General features: G+C 66.0%; 17 protein-coding genes and 1 tRNA gene. 10 read left to right on the top strand and 8 right to left on the bottom strand.

From position 1 onward, the window contains the following. Positions 1–48: 48 nt before the first annotated feature. From ACE5CZ_RS09930 to pstB, 8 genes are all read left to right on the top strand, one after another. Positions 49–741 (top strand): DNA-binding response regulator, encoded by a 693-nt coding sequence (locus tag ACE5CZ_RS09930; protein WP_374947185.1) that lies wholly within the window; start codon positions 49–51, stop codon positions 739–741. After that, a complete protein-coding gene (mshD, locus tag ACE5CZ_RS09925; protein ID WP_374947168.1) occupies positions 710–1,600 on the top strand; it encodes a mycothiol synthase in 891 nt (296 codons plus the stop codon). The genes ACE5CZ_RS09930 and mshD overlap by 32 nt, the downstream gene beginning before the upstream one ends. 12 nt (positions 1,601–1,612) lie before the next feature. Then, a complete protein-coding gene (locus ACE5CZ_RS09920; protein WP_374947167.1) occupies positions 1,613–3,793 on the top strand; it encodes an RNA degradosome polyphosphate kinase in 2,181 nt (726 codons plus the stop codon). 22 nt (positions 3,794–3,815) lie between these two features. After that, positions 3,816–4,742, top strand: a complete 927-nt coding sequence (locus ACE5CZ_RS09915) for an NUDIX domain-containing protein (protein WP_374947166.1) — start codon at positions 3,816–3,818, stop codon at positions 4,740–4,742. Positions 4,743–4,875: 133 nt separating this feature from the next. Beyond that, positions 4,876–5,970, top strand: coding sequence for a phosphate ABC transporter substrate-binding protein PstS (gene pstS / locus ACE5CZ_RS09910; RefSeq protein WP_374947165.1), 1,095 nt, complete (start codon positions 4,876–4,878; stop codon positions 5,968–5,970). Between the two features lie 120 nt (positions 5,971–6,090). Next, positions 6,091–7,074 (top strand): phosphate ABC transporter permease subunit PstC, encoded by a 984-nt coding sequence (pstC, locus tag ACE5CZ_RS09905; protein WP_374947164.1) that lies wholly within the window; start codon positions 6,091–6,093, stop codon positions 7,072–7,074. A gap of 2 nt (positions 7,075–7,076) precedes the next feature. Further along, positions 7,077–8,165, top strand: a complete 1,089-nt coding sequence (gene pstA, locus ACE5CZ_RS09900) for a phosphate ABC transporter permease PstA (protein ID WP_374947163.1) — start codon at positions 7,077–7,079, stop codon at positions 8,163–8,165. A gap of 20 nt (positions 8,166–8,185) precedes the next feature. Then, on the top strand, positions 8,186–8,965 hold the full coding sequence (pstB, locus tag ACE5CZ_RS09895; RefSeq protein ID WP_374947162.1) for a phosphate ABC transporter ATP-binding protein PstB: 780 nt from the start codon (positions 8,186–8,188) through the stop codon (positions 8,963–8,965). Between the two features lie 93 nt (positions 8,966–9,058). Here pstB and ACE5CZ_RS09890 read toward each other — a convergent pair whose 3' ends face one another. The 7 genes from ACE5CZ_RS09890 to ACE5CZ_RS09860 all read right to left on the bottom strand — a co-directional run bounded on the left by ACE5CZ_RS09890 (position 9,059) and on the right by ACE5CZ_RS09860 (position 15,629). Continuing rightward, positions 9,059–9,889 (bottom strand): anti-sigma factor domain-containing protein, encoded by an 831-nt coding sequence (locus tag ACE5CZ_RS09890; protein WP_374947161.1) that lies wholly within the window; start codon positions 9,887–9,889, stop codon positions 9,059–9,061. Then, positions 9,889–10,485 (bottom strand): sigma-70 family RNA polymerase sigma factor, encoded by a 597-nt coding sequence (locus tag ACE5CZ_RS09885; protein ID WP_374947160.1) that lies wholly within the window; start codon positions 10,483–10,485, stop codon positions 9,889–9,891. The genes ACE5CZ_RS09890 and ACE5CZ_RS09885 overlap by 1 nt, the downstream gene beginning before the upstream one ends. A gap of 84 nt (positions 10,486–10,569) precedes the next feature. After that, on the bottom strand, positions 10,570–11,391 hold the full coding sequence (locus ACE5CZ_RS09880; RefSeq protein ID WP_374947159.1) for a glycosyltransferase family 2 protein: 822 nt from the start codon (positions 11,389–11,391) through the stop codon (positions 10,570–10,572). Beyond that, a complete protein-coding gene (locus ACE5CZ_RS09875) occupies positions 11,388–12,413 on the bottom strand; it encodes a glycosyltransferase (RefSeq protein WP_374947158.1) in 1,026 nt (341 codons plus the stop codon). Before ACE5CZ_RS09875 ends, ACE5CZ_RS09880 begins: the two co-directional genes overlap by 4 nt. Continuing rightward, positions 12,410–13,486, bottom strand: a complete 1,077-nt coding sequence (locus ACE5CZ_RS09870) for a glycosyltransferase (RefSeq protein WP_374947157.1) — start codon at positions 13,484–13,486, stop codon at positions 12,410–12,412. The genes ACE5CZ_RS09875 and ACE5CZ_RS09870 overlap by 4 nt, the downstream gene beginning before the upstream one ends. Beyond that, positions 13,483–14,727, bottom strand: coding sequence for a glycosyltransferase family 1 protein (locus tag ACE5CZ_RS09865; protein WP_374947156.1), 1,245 nt, complete (start codon positions 14,725–14,727; stop codon positions 13,483–13,485). The genes ACE5CZ_RS09870 and ACE5CZ_RS09865 overlap by 4 nt, the downstream gene beginning before the upstream one ends. Before the next feature lie 272 nt (positions 14,728–14,999). Then, entirely contained in the window at positions 15,000–15,629 is a 630-nt protein-coding gene (locus tag ACE5CZ_RS09860; protein WP_374947155.1) for a DNA-directed RNA polymerase subunit beta, read from the bottom strand. Positions 15,630–15,686: 57 nt separating this feature from the next. Between ACE5CZ_RS09860 and ACE5CZ_RS09855 the strand changes: the two genes are divergently transcribed. Next, positions 15,687–15,759 (top strand) — tRNA-Lys (locus ACE5CZ_RS09855). A 47-nt stretch (positions 15,760–15,806) separates the two neighbouring features. Here the strand turns inward: ACE5CZ_RS09855 and ACE5CZ_RS09850 are convergent. Next, positions 15,807–16,280, bottom strand: coding sequence for a hypothetical protein (locus tag ACE5CZ_RS09850; protein WP_374947154.1), 474 nt, complete (start codon positions 16,278–16,280; stop codon positions 15,807–15,809). 60 nt (positions 16,281–16,340) lie between these two features. Between ACE5CZ_RS09850 and ACE5CZ_RS09845 the strand changes: the two genes are divergently transcribed. Further along, on the top strand, positions 16,341–16,983 hold a 643-nt coding region (locus ACE5CZ_RS09845; RefSeq protein ID WP_374947153.1), incomplete at its 3' end, for an SDR family NAD(P)-dependent oxidoreductase.

The following is a 16,983-nucleotide window of genomic DNA, read 5'->3' as shown; positions in this document are numbered from 1 at the left end:
CCCATTGTGCCCGATAGTATGACGGCAGGCTTTCTTGGAGGACCATACGTGGCGCAGCTGCTGATCTTGACCTCTGCGGTCGACCGCGAGGTTCTGCCCGCACTGTCTCTCCTGAGTCACCGCACCCGGCAGATCCCCGCCGAACCGGCCCAGCTGGTGAACACGCCCAACTGCGATCTCATCTTCGTCGATGCCCGCACCGACCTGGCATCCGCACGCTCACTCTGCAAGATCCTCTCGACGACCGGCGTCGGCGTACCCATCCTTCTCATCATCACCGAGGGCGGACTCACTGCGGTGAGCGCCGACTGGGGCGCAGCCGATGTCGTGCTCGAGACGGCCGGTCCTGCAGAGGTCGACACACGCATCCGCCTGGCCATCGGCCGCCAGGTGCAAGACCAGTCCACGTCGAAGATCCAGGCGTCCGGCGTGGTCATCGACGAGGCCAGCTATTCGGCGCGAGTGCACGGGCGTCCACTCGACCTCACCTTCAAGGAGTTCGAGCTGCTGCGGTTCTTCGCGATGCACCCGTCGAGGGTCTTCACCCGCGAACAGCTGCTCTCCGAGGTGTGGGGCTACGACTACTTCGGCGGCACTCGCACGGTCGACGTGCACGTGCGGCGGCTGCGCGCCAAGCTCGGCGACCTCGAATCGCTCATCGGCACCGTGCGCAACGTGGGTTACCGCTTCAACTTCTTCGAAGACGACAATGAGCGCATCGCTGCAACTCAGGGCAAGTAGCCCCGCAGAGCTGGGCGCGGCGTTCACCCGGCTGATCTCCCGCACGTCGCTGGTCGACGGCCAGCCGCCGTTCAACGACCAGGCGCTCGTCGACGCGGCATCCGGCGCCCGAACCCTGATCGTGGCCGAGCACGACGACGCGATCGCCGGCGCCGTGCTCGTGGGCCGGGGCGAGTTCGAGTTCGTCGTCGATCCGGAGTTCCGGCGCAACGGCCTCGGCACCATCCTGCTCGATCGGATTCTCGACGGCGCTGAGCCGCACATCGCGGGCTGGGCGCACGGCGACCACCCGGCCAGTCGCATCCTGGCGGCCCGCACGGGCTTCGAACCCGCGCGCACGCTCTACCAGTTGCGGATGCCGGTGCCCGGCCCTTCGACAGACACCGCGTCTACAAGCACCGACAACGTGGCCGACGGCATCGTCATCGACGCGTTCAGGCCGGGGATCGACGACGAAGCCTGGGTCGAGCTGAACGCGCGAGTCTTCGCCGGTCACGCCGAGCAGGGCGAGCTCGCCGTCGACGACCTGCGTGCCCGAATGTCCGAGCCCTGGTTCGACGCGAACGACTTTTTCGTCGCCCGACACGGAGACACGCTCGTCGCGTACAACTGGCTCAAGATCGAGGGCCCCGATGAACCGGGCGAGATCTATGTGGTGGGCGTCGACGAGGCGTACGCGGGGCGGGGCCTCGGGCGCATACTCATGCAGCGCGCGTTCGACCGCCTTCGCACGCGCACGATCTCGACCGCCGCGCTCTATGTCGATGCCGACAACGCAGGCGCCGTGCATCTTTATCGATCGCTCGGATTCACGGATCATACGGTCGACGTGCAGTATCGGCGTCCGCTCGCCGGATGACATGATGATTGCATGAGCGGCGACAACATCCTTCTTGACTCGAACTTCGGTTCAGATTTCGATGACGACGACGAGATCATCGAGATCCTCGACGACCCGTCCCTTCCCGAAGGCCGCTACCTCGACCGCGAGCTGAGCTGGCTGGCGTTCAACACCCGCGTGCTCGAGCTCGCCGAAGACCCCACGCTTCCGGTGCTGGAGCGCACCAACTTTCTGGCGATCTTCTCGTCGAACCTCGACGAGTTCTTCATGGTGCGCGTCGCCGGCCTCAAGCGCCGCATCGCGACCGGACTCGCCCTGCCAACCAACATCGGCCGCAAGCCCGTCGACGTTCTGGGCGACATCTCCAGCGCGGCGCACGAGCTGCAACTGCGACACGCCCGCGCGTACCAAGATCTCGTGAAGCCGGCGCTCGATGAGGCGGGGGTGCACATCGTCACCTGGGACAGTCTCGATGACGACGATCGCTCACGCCTCAGCGATTACTTCTCGGCTCAGATCTTTCCCGTGCTCATGCCGCTCGCCGTCGACCCCGCGCACCCATTCCCCTACATCTCCGGACTCTCGCTCAACCTGTCCGTCCGCGTGCGCAACACCAAGATCGACAAAGAGGAGTTCGCCCGCCTCAAGGTTCCCCAGGTCATCCCCCGCTTCATCAGGGTCGACGAGACCGAAGACGAGACGAACGTGCGGCTCATCGCCCTCGAAGACCTCATCGCCAATCACCTCGGCCATCTCTTTCCGGGCATGGAGGTGCTCGATCACCACGTGTTCCGGGTGACCCGCAACGAAGACGTCGAGGTCGACGAAGACGAGACAGAGAACCTCATCCAGGCCCTCGAAAAAGAGCTGCTGCGTCGACGCTTCGGTCCGCCTATCCGGCTCGAGGTCACCGAAGACATGGACGACCGCACGCTTGAACTCATCGTTCGCGAGCTCTACGTCACCGAGCAGGAGGTCTACCGGCTCCCCGCTCCCCTCGACTTGGCTGGCCTCTTCGACCTCGGCAAGATCGACCGCCCCGAGCTGCACTACCCGAAGCGGGTTCCCACCACCTCGGTCGCCCTTCAGCCGTCGGAGCCCAACGCCAAGCCCGACATCTTCAAGGCCATCGCGCGTCAAGACGTGCTGCTGCACCACCCCTACGAGTCGTTCGCCACGAGCGTGCAGGCGTTCCTCGAGCAGGCAGCCGCAGACCCGCACGTGCTCGCCATCAAGCAGACCCTCTACCGAACGTCGGGAGACAGCCCGATCGTCGAGGCCCTCATCGACGCGGCGGAGTCCGGCAAGCAGGTTCTCGCCCTCGTCGAGATCAAGGCGCGCTTCGACGAGCAGGCCAACATCTCGTGGGCGCGCAAGCTCGAAAAGGCCGGAGTGCACGTCGTCTACGGCCTGGTCGGACTCAAAACGCACTGCAAGCTCGCCCTGGTGATCCGCCGCGAGAAGGGGGTGCTGCGCCACTACAGCCACATCGGAACCGGAAACTACAACCCCAAGACGAGCCGCATCTACGAGGACTTCGGCCTGCTGACCGCCGACGACCAGGTCGGCAAAGACCTGACCCGCCTGTTCAACGAGCTCTCGGGCTATGCCATCGAGAAGAAGTTCAAGCGCCTGCTCGTGGCCCCGCTGCACTTGCGCAAGGGCTTGCTCAAGCGCATCGCGCAGGAGGCGAGCAATGTCGAGCAGGGGCTGCCCGCCGGAATCCGCATCAAGGTCAACTCGATCGTCGACGAGGCCATCATCGACGCTCTCTATCGCGCCAGCCAGGCCGGCGTTCCCGTCGAGATCTGGGTGCGCGGAATCTGCGCCATCAAGCCGGGGGTGCCAGGCCTGAGCGAGAACATCACGGTTCGGTCGATCGTCGGTCGCTACCTCGAGCATTCCCGCATCTTCTCGTTCGTGAACGCGGGCGAGAACGAGACCTGGATCGGCAGCGCCGACATGATGCACCGCAACCTCGACCGTCGCGTCGAGGCCCTGGTGCGCCTGACCAGCGCCGATCACCTGCGCGAGATCAGCGAGCTCTTCGACCTCGCCATGAACGAGAACACCATGTCATGGACGCTCGGACCGGAGGGCGACTGGGTGCGGCGCAGCGTCGACGACGCCGGCAATCCGCTGGTCGACCTGCAAGACGTGGTCATGAAGCAGATCAGCAAGCGGCGCAAGAGAACGGGAATCAGCCGGTGAACGGGACGGGGGAACGGTCGCTGTGACCGTGTTCGCCGCAGGAGCGGTCTGCTGGCGCGTCGTCGATGGCAAGATCCTGGTGCTCCTGATTCATCGCACGCGCCACAAAGACGTCTCGTTGCCGAAGGGCAAAGTCGACCCGGGCGAAGTTCTGCCGCAGACGGCCGTGCGCGAGATCGCCGAGGAGACCGGCCTGAAAGTCGATCTCGGACTGCCACTCGGCGTCACCAACTACGTGATGCCCAACCACCGCGAGAAGGTCGTGCACTACTGGGCCGCCGAAGTGACCGAAGAAGCGGTCCTCGCCTCGACTTTCGTGCCGAACAGCGAGGTCGCCGCCCTCGAGTGGATGCCGATCAGCCGGGCACTCTCCTCGATCAGCTACAAGCGCGACGCCGAGATCCTCAAGCGATTCCAGGCCTTCGTCGACGACGGTCTCACGAGCACGTTCGCCATCATCGCGCTGCGCCATGCCAAGGCGATTCCCGCCTTCGACTTCGACGGTCGAGACTCGGCGCGCCCGCTCACCCACCGCGGCCTGGTCGAAGCGGCGTTCATCGTTCCCGGCCTGAGCGCCTTCGGTCCGACCGTGCTCCGGTCGTCGACCGCCCTGCGCTGCCAGCAGACGATCGCGCCGACGGCCGAAGCCCTGGGGCTGTCGGTCAAGAAGACCGACTCGCTCAGCCAGGATGCCTTCGAGAACGGCACCAGCGACATCCGGAGTCTTGTCGGCAAACGCGTGCGTCGCCGCGCAACGAGCATCCTGTGCAGTCACGGGCCCGTGCTGCCCGAAATCATGCGCGAGGTCGCACTCGCCACCGGCACCACCAAGGTGGCCTCGATCGCGCGGGCGGGCGACCTTCCCGTGGCCGGCTACACGGTCATCCACCTGTCGAAGGACCGGCCGGGCTCCGGCATCATCGCGGTCGAGACGCACGTTCCGCACTAGGCTGCTCGCCAGCAGATGCTGTTCACCTCCCGTTTACCTGATCACGAGAGATTCGTTACGCGCGCTCGTTAGGTTCACTGAGGGCCATGCACCGGCCCATCCCAGCAATAGAAACCCTGAAGGGGATTTTTCAGTGAAGCTTTCGCGTATCGCCGCCCCCGCGGCACTCTTCCTCACCGCCGCGCTGGCACTCTCCGCCTGCGCCGCCAACGAGGCACCCGCAGAGGGCGGCTCGAGCGACTCGGCCTCGACCCTCACGGGAACGCTGACCGGTATCGGCGCCTCGAGCCAGGGCAGCGCCCAGGAAGCATGGATCGCCGCGTTCCAGACCGCCAACCCCGACGTCACCATCAACTACGACCCCCAGGGCTCGGGAGCCGGCCGCGAGAGCTTCATCTCGGGTGCCGCCGCCTTCGCCGGGTCCGACTCGGCACTGAACGACGAGGAGCTGGCCGGCGAGTTCGCCAGCTGCGCTTCCGACACCCTGGCGATCGACCTTCCCGTCTACATCTCGCCCATCGCCGTCGTCTTCAACGTCGAGGGTGTCGACGAGCTGAACCTCGACGCGTCGACCCTCGCCAAGATCTTCTCCGGCGCCATCACCTCGTGGGATGACGCGGCCATCAAGGCGCTCAACCCCGACGCCACACTGCCCTCCGCGGCGATCACCGCCGTGCACCGTTCGGACGACTCGGGAACCACCAAGAACTTCACCGACTACCTCGGCAAGGTCGCTCCCGCAGACTGGGCCGAGAAGGCCGCAGACGCGTTCCCGTTCCAGACCGGTGAGGGCGCCCAGGGCACCTCGGGTGTCATCCAGGCCGTGACCAACGGCAGCAACACCATCGGCTACGCCGACGCATCGAAGGCCGGAGACCTGGGCGTCGCCAAGATCAAGGTCGGCGAAGAGTTCGTCGAGTACACCGCTGAGGGTGCCGCCGCCGTCGTCGAGGAGTCCCCGCTGGTCGAGGGTCGCGAGTCGAACGACATCGCGATCGCGCTCGACCGCGAGACCACCGACGCGTCGCACTACCCGCTCGTTCTGGTGAGCTACATCATCGCCTGCCAGGAGTACGCGGACCCGGCCCAGGCCGAGCTCGTGAAGGCGTACGTCGGCTACCTCGCCAGCGATGAGGGCCAGCAGGAGGCCGCGACCTCCGCCGGTGCCGCGCCGCTCTCGAGCGACCTCGCCTCGAAGGTCTCCGACGCGATCGAGACCATCAAGTAGCACCGCTTCACACTCTGTCCGGCCTCGAACTCCGATCGAGGCCGGACAGATCTCGGGTTCAGGCCAAGACCGCCTCGTCCCCCTCCTCCCCGAAAAACGGTTGACAGGACCCCAGCTCTCATGACGACAGCACCCCCCAAGCCCGTGGACGCGAAGCCGACGGTCGACGCGGCTCCTCTGGCGCAGATCAAGGCGAAGCAGCGGCCGGGCGATGTGATCTTCTCCACGTCGACGATCGTCGCGGGCGGTCTGATCCTCGCGATCCTGGCGCTGGTCGCCCTCTTCCTCATCGTGCAGTCGATTCCCGCCTTCACGGCCGATCCTGCCGAGATCAAAGGCGCCCCCTCGAGCTTCTGGGCCTACGTCGCCCCCCTCGTCGGCGGAACCATCTGGGCCGCCTTCCTCGCACTCGTCATGGCCGTTCCCGTGGCCATCGGCATCGCTCTCTTCATCTCGCACTACGCGCCGCGCCGCCTCGCCGCCGGACTCGGATACGTGATCGACCTGCTGGCCGCGGTGCCGTCGGTCGTCTTCGGTCTGTGGGGCATCACCGTGCTCGCGCCGTTCGTGCAGCCGTTCTACTCCACCATCGTCGACATCTTCGGCTGGATCCCGATCCTCGCTGGCCCTGTCTCCGGCACCGGTCGCACCATCCTCACCGTCGCCATCGTGCTCGCCGTCATGATCCTGCCGATCATCACCGCCCTCTCGCGCGAGGTCTTCCTCCAGACGCCCCGCCTGCACGAGGAGGCGGCCCTCGCCCTCGGCGCCACCCGCTGGGAGATGATCCAGATGGCCGTACTGCCGTTCGGCCGCCCCGGAATCATCTCGGCATCCATGCTCGGCCTGGGCCGCGCCCTCGGCGAGACCATGGCCGTCGCCATGGTGCTCTCGGTGTCGGGCGGATTCTCATTCGACCTGCTGAAGTCGACCAACCCATCGACGATCGCGGCCAACATCGCCCTCAACTTTCCCGAGGCGCACGGCGTCGGCGTCAACGTGCTGATCGCGTCCGGCCTCATTCTCTTCGTGATCACCCTCGTCGTGAACTCGATCGCCCGCTACATCATCAACCGCCGCAAGGCATTCTCGGGGGCAAACTAGCCATGACCACGACTACTGGCGCCGCCCTCCCCGTAACCAACACGCTCACCGCCGGCAAGCTCCCCACGGCCACCCCGTGGCTGTTGCTGGTCGCCAGCTGGATCGTCATGGGCGTGATCTTCGGGCTGTTGATGATGGCCGACGTGACCGCCGACTTCAACATCGTCGGCACCATCTTCTTCGGAACCGTGCTCTTCGTCATCGTGCTCACGGTGATCTCCCGCCTCTACGAGGGCGTGCGGCGCTCGAGGGACCGCATGGTCACCTCGCTCGTGTCGCTGGCCTTCATCATCGCGCTGCTGCCCCTGATCTCGCTGCTCTTCACCACGATCGTCAATGGCGCGAAACGCTTCGACCTCACGTTCTTCACGTTCACGATGCGCAACATCGTGGGCGAGGGCGGTGGCGGGCTGCACGCGATCATGGGAACCCTTCAGATCACCGGCCTGGCCACGCTCATCTCTGTGCCGATCGGGCTCCTCACCGCGATCTACCTCGTCGAATACGGTCGCGGCCCCTTCGCCCGGGCCATCACCTTCCTCGTCGATGTGATGACGGGCATCCCATCGATCGTCGCCGGTCTGTTCGCTTTCGCGTTCTTCGCGCTGCTCACGGGAGTCGCCGGCATCCGATTCGGCCTCGGTGGCGCCGTCGCGCTGTCTATTCTGATGATCCCCGTCGTCGTGCGCTCGACGGAAGAGATGCTGAAGCTCGTGCCGAACGAGCTGCGCGAGGCATCCTTCGCCCTCGGCGTGCCCAAGTGGCTCACGATCGTCAAGGTCGTGCTTCCCACCTCGATCGCCGGAATCACGACCGGTGTGATGCTCGCCATCGCCCGCGTCATCGGCGAGACGGCTCCCCTGCTCATCATCGCCGGATTCACCCAGAGCATGAATTACAACATGTTCAACGAGCGCGTCATGACCCTGCCGGTGTTCGTCTACACCCAGTACGCCAACCCGGGTTCGGATGCCCAGGCCTACCTCGACCGCGCATGGACCGGGGCCTTGACGCTGATTCTGATCGTGATGCTGCTCAACCTCGCCGCCCGCGTGATCGCCCGCATCTTCTCTCCCAAGCTCGGCCGCTAACCCTAAAGGAAACAAGTCACTTGTCCAAGCGCATCGAAGTAAACGACCTCAACGTCTTCTACAGCAGCTTCCTCGCCGTCGAAGGCGTCAGCCTCACGATCGAACCCCGCACGGTCACCGCGTTCATCGGCCCGTCGGGCTGCGGCAAGTCCACGTTTCTTCGAACGCTCAACCGCATGCACGAGGTCATCCCCGGCGCACGTGTCGAGGGCGAGGTCCTGATCGATGGAAACAACCTCTACGGCCCCGGTGTAGACCCCGTGCTCGTTCGCCGCCAGGTCGGAATGGTCTTTCAGCGTCCGAACCCATTCCCCACCATGTCGATCGGCGACAACGTGCTCGCGGGCTCGAAGCTCAACAACCGTCGCATGTCGAAGTCCGACGCCGACGACCTCATCGAGAAGTCGCTCCGAGGTGCCAACCTCTGGAACGAGGTCAAGGACCGCCTTCACCTGCCCGGCTCCGGCCTTTCGGGTGGACAGCAGCAGCGCCTCTGCATCGCCCGCGCCATCGCGGTCGAGCCCGAGGTCATCCTGATGGACGAGCCCTGCTCGGCCCTCGACCCGATCTCGACCCTCGCCATCGAAGACCTCATCGGCGAGCTGAAGAACGACTACACGGTCGTGATCGTGACGCACAACATGCAGCAGGCCAGCCGCGTCTCCGACCGTACCGCGTTCTTCAACATCGCCGGCACGGGCAAGCCCGGCAAGCTGATCGAGTACGACGACACTACCACCATCTTCTCCAACCCGTCGGTCAAAGACACCGAAGACTATGTCTCGGGTCGTTTCGGATAGTCAGAACCTCAGAACGACGAAGGCCCTCTCGATTTCGAGAGGGCCTTCGTCGTTGCTGCAGCGTGTGGCGGGATGTGTTGCGTGTCGAGCGGGTCAGGCGCTGGCGATGGCCACGATCGGTGTCGTGGTCGGCGCCTTCGATCCGCCGGCCGGTTCGACCGTGACGCCGACAGTGTCTCCCATGGACATCGTTCCATCGAGCAGGTGCCACGACGTCTTGTGGGCTCCGGTGGCATCGAAGGTACCCGCGGGCGCCGCCCCGGCATCGTTGATGTACCAGGCCTCGTAGACGCTGCCGGCGGGCAGCGGCGCGAGGCCGTCGACGACGACGGCGGAGCGCCCGAGCTCTCCCGACCAGACGAGCGTGGCGATGCCGCCGCCTTCGACTTCGCTGCGCACCGACTGCACGTCGGATGCGGCGTAGATCTGGGCGAGGCCCGCTGCCTGCTGGTCGACGACGACCGGGGTATCCCCGGTGACCACCGATCCGACGAAGCCTCCTCCGACGAACAGCGCGACCGCCGCTGCGGCCGAGACGAGCAGGGTGGCCGGTCGGGTGAACCAGCGCAGGCCGGCCTTCTGCTCGGCCGCGCCGACGGCGGCGCGCCGCGGCGACGCATCCTCGACGCCGATGGATGCCGATGGCATGAAGACCGGAGCCTGCGCCACGGGCCTGGTCGTCTCACGGGGCAGCTGCGGGGTGGATGCGATCGCGGCCATAAGGTCGACCTTCAGCCTCGCCGACGGCTCGACCGGAGTGGCTGCGAGACCGAGCAGCACAGCTGTGGCGCTGAGACCGTCGGCTTCGGCCGCGAGGTCGGGATCGGACTCGGCAGCGGCAATGAACCTGTCGAGCTCATCGGGTGCAAGTGCGCCGAGGGCGAATGCCCCGGTGTTCAGGCGGGAGTCGTCGTGTGCGGACATCAGGCAACTCCCATTTCATCTCTGAGGCGGATCATGCCGTCGCGCAACCGAGTCTTCACGGTGCCGATCGGTATCGCCAGAATCTTCGCGACCTCGCTATGGCTGTAGCCCCCGTAATACGCCAGAGAGATGGCCTCGCGCTGCAATTGCGTCAGCTGAGTCATGGCTCTCTTCACCCTTTCATGTTCGATTCTGATCTCGACCGATTCGGCCACCTGATCATATTCACGGTCGACATCTCGGATACCGATCTTGATATCGCGGTCGTGGGAGGACTGCGACGCTCGGACGCGATCGACTGCCCTGCGGTGAGCCATGGTGAGAACCCAGGAGAGGGCGGCGCCGCGAGAGGGGTCGAACCGTGTAGCCGTGCGCCAGATCTCGAGAAACACTTCTTGGGCGACTTCTTCGGACTGCGAATGGTCGATCAGCAGTCGTTTGATGAGGCCGAGAACTCGCGGTGCGATTCGGTCATACAGTTCAGCGAATGATCTCTGATCGCCGTCGGCCACCTTCAATAGGAGGCTCTCGACCGAGTCGAGTGCCTCGAGCGGAGTACCGTCGTGGTCGCTATCAGGGGTCACGAGCTTAAGCATGACAGGTTTCCCACCTGAGGCGTGTTGTTCGTGGTCCGTTCACACCAATGATTCGGCGCGGACGCTATGCCGGTTTGGTGTGCGTCAGAGCTTTTCGTAGACGTCGTCGACCGGATTGTGCGCAATGAGACCGGCGTCCTCGAATGCCGAAAGCCAGCCGCCCATCGGCCATCTGCCCCACCGCGAATGAAACAGCGCCGAGTTGCGCAGAATGTCGTCGAGATGCGACACGGGAGGCGACTCGACAGGATGGTACTGGTGATAGGCGCGGGCGGAGCCCACCCAGGCGATCTGGATGCCGCGCTCATCTGCGGTGGCGGCGAAATCGGTGTCCTCGCCGCCGTACCCGATATAGGCCTCGTCGAAGCCGCCGACACTGCGCCAGGTCGACGCGGTCACGGCGAACGACAGCGACCAGAACAAGTCGTGGTCTCCACCGCGCATGACGGCGCCGGGTACCGGTGCAGGTCGGGCCGGATGCGGGTCGGCGAGCGTGTCGATGGTGGCCAGGTCGTAACCCGTCGAGGGCGCGGTCGGCAGATAGGCCACGGGGCCGCACAGGATGTCGTCGCGCAACTCGAGAGCGGACGCGGCGGCTTCGTATGCCCCGATCAACTCGCGACCCGGAACGCAGTCGACATCGAGGAAGACGAGTACGTCGGCGCCCGCCGCCAGGGCCGACTCGGCCCCGGCGTTTCTCGCAGCGGCAATCGGCAGACCGAGCGGATCAGTCGAAATACGCAGGATGCGCGCGGCCTCGAAATCGTCATCGAGTTCGATCGGGTCATCGACAGCGACGACGACGTAGTCGTCGGGAAGCCGCTGACTGAGCGCCACGGCTCGCCTCTGCAGTGCGAGGTGGGCATGCCGCCGGTGCACGACCGTGATGACGGCCACCCGGGTCACACGGCCTCCGGAACGCCGGCATCCGAGAATTCGCGCTGGACGACGGCCGCCGCACTGCGCGCGCCGAGCCCGTCGTTCCACGACCGCCACAGATCGCCGTCGAGTCCGACGGCCTCGTCGAGTAGCGCCGGCCAACCGGTCTCGGGAAATTTCCAGCGCACGAGGGCGGGCCACCGGCTGCTCCTGGCCAGAACCGACGCGGTCGTGACCTGCTCGTCGTGCGCCCGCGACTCGGGGATCACGATGGCCGGCCGGCGAGCTGCCGCCACGTCGGCGAGCGCGTTCTGGCCCGCGTGCGTGACGATGACGTCGGCCGAGCAGATCTCGGGCCACGGATCTTCGATCCAGCGGCCGCCTCTACCCCCGAGGATCGTCCACTGCCAGTCGGGGGTCGCCGCCCGGGCGTTCGCGATGGTCACCGCGTCGAGGGTGCTGCCCCCGGCTCCGCCGAGGAGAAGCAGGCGCCTCGGCGCCTCGATAGTGGTGTGAAGGCGGCGTTCGTCGGGCCGTGATGCGAAGCGCGAGATTCCCCCGACGCAGTGCAGCCGGCTCCGAGCCTGTGCGCTGAGTCCCGAGATCATGCCGTCCGCCTCCTGCGGCCACGCGGCGATGATCGCCGCCGAGATGTCGAAGCCCAGCCGGTGCGCCTCGTCTGCGCGCACGCCGGGCAGCGCGATCGAAACGACAGGCACGCCGAGGAGCCGGGCGAGAAGTGCGACCTCCACCGAGACATCCACGACGATCACCTGCGGCGCGGCGTCGGCGATCCACCGCGAGATCCGCGCCATCCGGTCGCGAAGGCCCGCGTCGGCGAGAGGAACCCAGTGCAGGCGGCCCTGTGCGTCGACGTCGTGGGGTTCCACGTCATCGTCGTCGCGGGGCAGTTCTATCCAGTCTCCAATCCATCCGAGGGGCTGGGGTTGGGACGAGAGTGCCGTGACCGGCTGGTCGAGCTCGGCCGCGATCGCGATGGCACGATTGAGGTGTCCGCGGCCTTGGTGATGGATGTAGTAGCCGATCATGCCGCGAGCTTCGACGGGATCAGAGAGTCGTAGAGCCGCTCGTAGTCGTCGACCATCCGGTCGAGCGAGCAGGACGCGACTGCCCGCCGGCGCGCATCCTCTCTCGACAGGCGGGATGCGGCGATCATCGCCTCGCCGAGCGCTTCGACGTCGTCGGGCGCGGCCAGGCGTCCGGAGTATTCGTCGAGGATCTCGGGAACTCCGCCCCGCGCGAACGCCGCAACCGGTGTGCCGCAGGCCAGCGACTCCGCCGCGACGAGACCGTACGGTTCGTCCCAGATGGGAGTGACGACCGACACCAGCGCCCGGCCGACCGCATGCACGAGTTGTTCATGACGCAGATGTCCGAGGTAGCGGACTCGCTCGTCGAGGAGTGGAGCGATCTCTCTGTCGAAATACTCCTGGTCGAGGCACGGTCCGGCGAGTTCGATCTCCATGCCGGCAGCCCGTGCGGCCCGGATCGCCAGGTGCGGTGCCTTCTCGGGAACGAGACGCCCGAACCAGATCGCGGCCGGACCGCCCGGCCCGGGCATCCACGCGGTCGTGTCGACCCCGTTGAGAATCACGGTGCTGTCGACGACATGGCGCCACGCGCCGGCCGTGTGGCGGCTCACCGAGGCATACGCGAGGCTCGACGCGGCGAGCATCGCGGCCGATTCGAGCCACGGCACGGGCGGGGTGTGCAGGGTCGTGACGAAGGGGAGACCTGTTGCCTCGGCCATAGCCACGGGCAGGTGATGGAGGCTGTTGTTGTGCACCACGTCGTATCGGCCGGGATTGCGGCTGAGGTCGAGCATGAGCTTCAGGTACGCGTGGTGTTCGCGCATCCATTGCTCTGGCCGGGCGCCGATGTCCGCCCGGGCGGTCGGGCTGCTGCTGAACGCCTCGACGCCGAGTTCTGTGGCGCCGAGCCTCGGATCCGACCCAGGAGCGGCGAACAACGAGACCTCGTGCCCTCGGCGGATGAGTTCGGTGGCCAGGCTGTGCGTGTGCGCCTCGAGCCCTCCCGCAAACGGTTCCGCCACGGGAAACCGGCTTGAGGCGATCAGGCAGATGCGGAGCGACTCGCTCATCGAAGCAGGTCGCGGTAGAGCGCGGCATGCGCGTCTGACACGGTGTCGCGTTGACGTCTGCGCTCGTCGACCGTGATGGAGAAGAGGGGCCGCTCGCCGTATGCGCGCGCGACCGCGCATCCCAGCGAATCGGCATCCAGGCCGTCGTCGTCTTGCAGGTAGAGCATCACGGGCGCCTGATCGCGGTAGTAGCCGCAGTTCGGTGCGAGTACGGCGGTGCCGAGGTCGCGGCAGGCCTCGAGCCAGCCGGAGTGAGTGCCGAAGCGGTACGGCAGCACCGAGAGATCGAGCGAGGCGAGGTACTGCCAGAGCTGGTCGTCGTCGAAGTAGTCGTGGATGCGCAGGTCGATGAGCCCGGACGCTGCGGCCTCGTGCAGCAGCTCGGCGAGATCGTGGTCGTAGCGCACGCTGCCCTGCTCGAGCACGTCGCGGTGCCCGTCGATCTGCAGCACGGCACCGGGCAGGCCGCCGATCGTCTCGAGAAGCGCGCGAATGACCGGAACGGGATTCATGTTCGCGCGAAGGCTCTTCAGATGCAGGCCTATACGGTATTCGGCGTCGTCATGCCGCGCGCGGTGGCGCTGGCCATCGAGTCGAGCGTGCTGCACCTGACGCATGGTCTCGAAATCCACCACGTGCGGATGCGGCAGTACGACAGCGCGGCGGGCCCAGCGGCGCTTGATCTCGTATGCGGCACCGTCGGTGAGGGTGATGACGGCGTCGGCGGCGGGCACGAGCACGTCGAGCTGGGCCTCGTGCTCTAGCCGGTTCGGGTGATGCGGATTGCGCAGGTCGTGCACGGTGTAGACAAAAGGTTTGGAGTGCAGCCGCAGCTCGGCCACGAGGTCGCGCAACTGCTCGGGCGTTCGGGCATCGAAACCGAACTGCAGGTGAAAGATGTCGAAGTCGTCGGCATGTTCGCGTACCCAGTTCACGTCGAGCATCGTCGGGGGCCACCAGCGCTGCTGGGCCGAGCGCGTGGGGTCGTCGGGATCGGGATCGGCCAGCCTGACGACGCGTACTCCCCCGTCGCGCTCGGTGTTTGCGAGCCCACTCGGACGAGCCACATCGCCGTCGATCGGCGAGATGTGGCGCACATAGACATGGGATGCCGGCACCGACGCCACACGCACGAGTTGCGGCTGGGTAGAGGCGTGAATTTCGGTGGTGCCCGCGTTCTGCGGGGTCGAATCTGCTCGGGTCGAATCGGCTCGCGTCGAATGCGGGAGAAGGCTCGTCATTGCCGCCTCCGATCCGTCGATTTTGTTTCGCGCCGGGAGAACCCCTCGATTCGCGTCGTTCATCAGCATGCCACCCGAACGCGGGGTTCGTTTGACCCTTGCCAAACCGTCGAAGCTGACCTAGTCGAATTCAGCGCGGCGAAGCGACATGAGACTTGAAAAGAAGATTAGAGCCGGGCCGCGGAACGCCTCTCGGCGGAAGGCCGTTCGTAACGGCGGAAATTGGAGCCCGGGGTTACCACGGCCCGGCGAGATACGACTTTACCCGAACTTCATTCGAGGCTGTCCGTTCTCCACAGTTTTGCGCAGACAGCGAACTCCGACGCGGTCTCGGCGAATCGGTTGGCCCGCACGGTCAATTCGGATGCCCGCTCCGACGAATCCGATTCTGTGTCGTCGGCCTCGGCGGCCGTTCCGAGCGACATGATTCGGCAGAACGCCGCGGCCCGCTCGAGCGCCACGGCGAAGTCGCCGTCGAAGATGCCGCGAAGGATCTGGTCCGCGAGCGCGGTGATCTCCTTCGGTCCCGTCGGCGAGGTGGCGCCGGCCACGACCGGGTCGATGGTGATGCTGAGGTCGCTGCCTTTCTGAAACAGGTAGCTCGACTGCCCGGCATCCTGTCTGATCAGCGCCCGAACCAGATAGATGCGCCAGAGCGCCCCGGGCAGGCTGTGCGACGACGCTCGCGACCACAGCTCGGCGATGGCATCGATGCCGTGCAGGTCGGTGTATTCGATGAGCCTGTCGATGACGCCCGGGTCGGGATCGGCGCGCACACGACCCAGGAGCGCGCTGGCCGTGTCGTGCGCGAGGCGCGAGATCTGCGCCGGATCCTCGCCACCCTTGAACGCCTCGAACTCCGATCCGCCGAAGAGTGCGGGTTTGCGATACTCGCTTGTCATGCACCCATCCTGCCCCGGTTCGATCCGAGGTCAAAGACACGCTAGATTAGTCGCTGCGGGCCTCTAGCTCAGTTGGTAGAGCATCGGACTTTTAATCCGCGGGTCGCCGGTTCGAGCCCGGCGGGGCCCACCGCGCACCATCTCCCGAATAAGAAGTCGCTCGCCGAAAAATGGCGATCACGTGCCGGCATCATTGATCTCGACGGCCTCGGTGAAACGGTGTTGTCCGACGATGTTGAGCAACTGCACCTGCTCGGCATCGCGACTGCGAGGCACGGTGGTGAGAACGACGAAGGTCTGGCTCTGGTCCTCGGTGAAGAGGGCCTGGCAGTCGAATCGGATTCGGCCGATCTCGGGATGAATGAGTGTCTTGTGGTCTTCGAATCGTCGGGTGACCTCTTGGCGGGCCCAGATCTCGGAGAACTCGGGGCTGTGCTGGGTGAGTCGATGTGCGAGCTTGGCGGCGTAGGGCTTCGATCCTCGCCGGGTTGCGGCGATCCGCAACGCTAAGACGAGGGCGCGTCCCTGCCGCGCCCTGTCCTCGACGGGGTAGAGCTCCCGCTCGGTTTCGGGATGGGTGAACCAGCGGTAGATGCCGCTGCACGCTACCTCTTCACGGCGCAGCCCCTGCACGCGGCGGCGGGGGCTCACGGCAAGTCCCACGTCTTCCGGACGCAGCGCATCGTGACCGGAGCCGGGAGCGGGATCGGCTTGATCACCACCCGCGAACTCGCCCGCGCCGGAGCCGACGTGGTGATGGCTGTGCGGGACACCACCAGAGCACGTGCCGCCCTGCGGGGCATCGGGTCTGTCCGCGGAAACATCGACGTGCAGCAACTCGACGTGTCGAGCTCGAATTCGATTCGACAGTTCGCCGACGCGTGGTCAGGGCCCATCACGGGGCTGATCAACAACGCCGGCATCATGGCCGTGCCGCACCGGATGACCGATGATGGCATCGAAAGCCAGGTCGCCACCAACTACTTCGGCCCGTTCGCGCTCACCAACGCCCTCCTCCCGAACATCACCGACCGTGTGGTGAGCATCTCGTCGCAATTGCACCGCCAGGGCCGGCTGCGACTGAACGATCTCGCCGGGCGCACGCGCCGCTACAGCCCGTGGTTCGCATACTGCGACTCCAAACTCGACATTCTGCTGTTCTCGTTCGAGCTGCAGCGCCGGCTCAAAAAGTCCGGCAGCCCGGTGCGTTCGATGATCGCCCACCCCGGGATTGCCAAGACGAACCTCGTCTCGCATGTCGGCGGCATCTCGGGCTGGATGAACGGACTCGCCCAGCCGCTCTTGAACGACGCCGAAAACGGCACCCTCCCCACGCTCTTCGCCGTCACCGAGG

It is taken from the genome of Agreia sp., from assembly GCF_964263775.1.
Taxonomy (GTDB): Bacteria; Actinomycetota; Actinomycetes; order Actinomycetales; family Microbacteriaceae; genus Agreia.
This window is presented reverse-complemented; position numbering and strand designations above follow the sequence as displayed.

Bases quoted from the DNA above. Each gene is read 5' to 3' on its own strand.
- mshD (WP_374947168.1), top strand. From the start codon at position 710: ATGAGCGCATCGCTGCAACTCAGGGCAAGTAGCCCCGCAGAGCTGGGC.
- pstA (WP_374947163.1), top strand. From the start codon at position 7,077: ATGACCACGACTACTGGCGCCGCCCTCCCCGTAACCAACACGCTCACC.
- ACE5CZ_RS09870 (WP_374947157.1), bottom strand. From the start codon at position 13,486: ATGAGCGAGTCGCTCCGCATCTGCCTGATCGCCTCAAGCCGGTTTCCC.
- ACE5CZ_RS09860 (WP_374947155.1), bottom strand. From the start codon at position 15,629: ATGACAAGCGAGTATCGCAAACCCGCACTCTTCGGCGGATCGGAGTTC.
- ACE5CZ_RS09920 (WP_374947167.1), top strand. From the start codon at position 1,613: ATGAGCGGCGACAACATCCTTCTTGACTCGAACTTCGGTTCAGATTTC.
- ACE5CZ_RS09865 (WP_374947156.1), bottom strand. From the start codon at position 14,727: ATGACGAGCCTTCTCCCGCATTCGACGCGAGCCGATTCGACCCGAGCA.
- pstC (WP_374947164.1), top strand. From the start codon at position 6,091: ATGACGACAGCACCCCCCAAGCCCGTGGACGCGAAGCCGACGGTCGAC.
- ACE5CZ_RS09885 (WP_374947160.1), bottom strand. From the start codon at position 10,485: ATGCTTAAGCTCGTGACCCCTGATAGCGACCACGACGGTACTCCGCTC.
- ACE5CZ_RS09890 (WP_374947161.1), bottom strand. From the start codon at position 9,889: ATGTCCGCACACGACGACTCCCGCCTGAACACCGGGGCATTCGCCCTC.
- ACE5CZ_RS09875 (WP_374947158.1), bottom strand. From the start codon at position 12,413: ATGATCGGCTACTACATCCATCACCAAGGCCGCGGACACCTCAATCGT.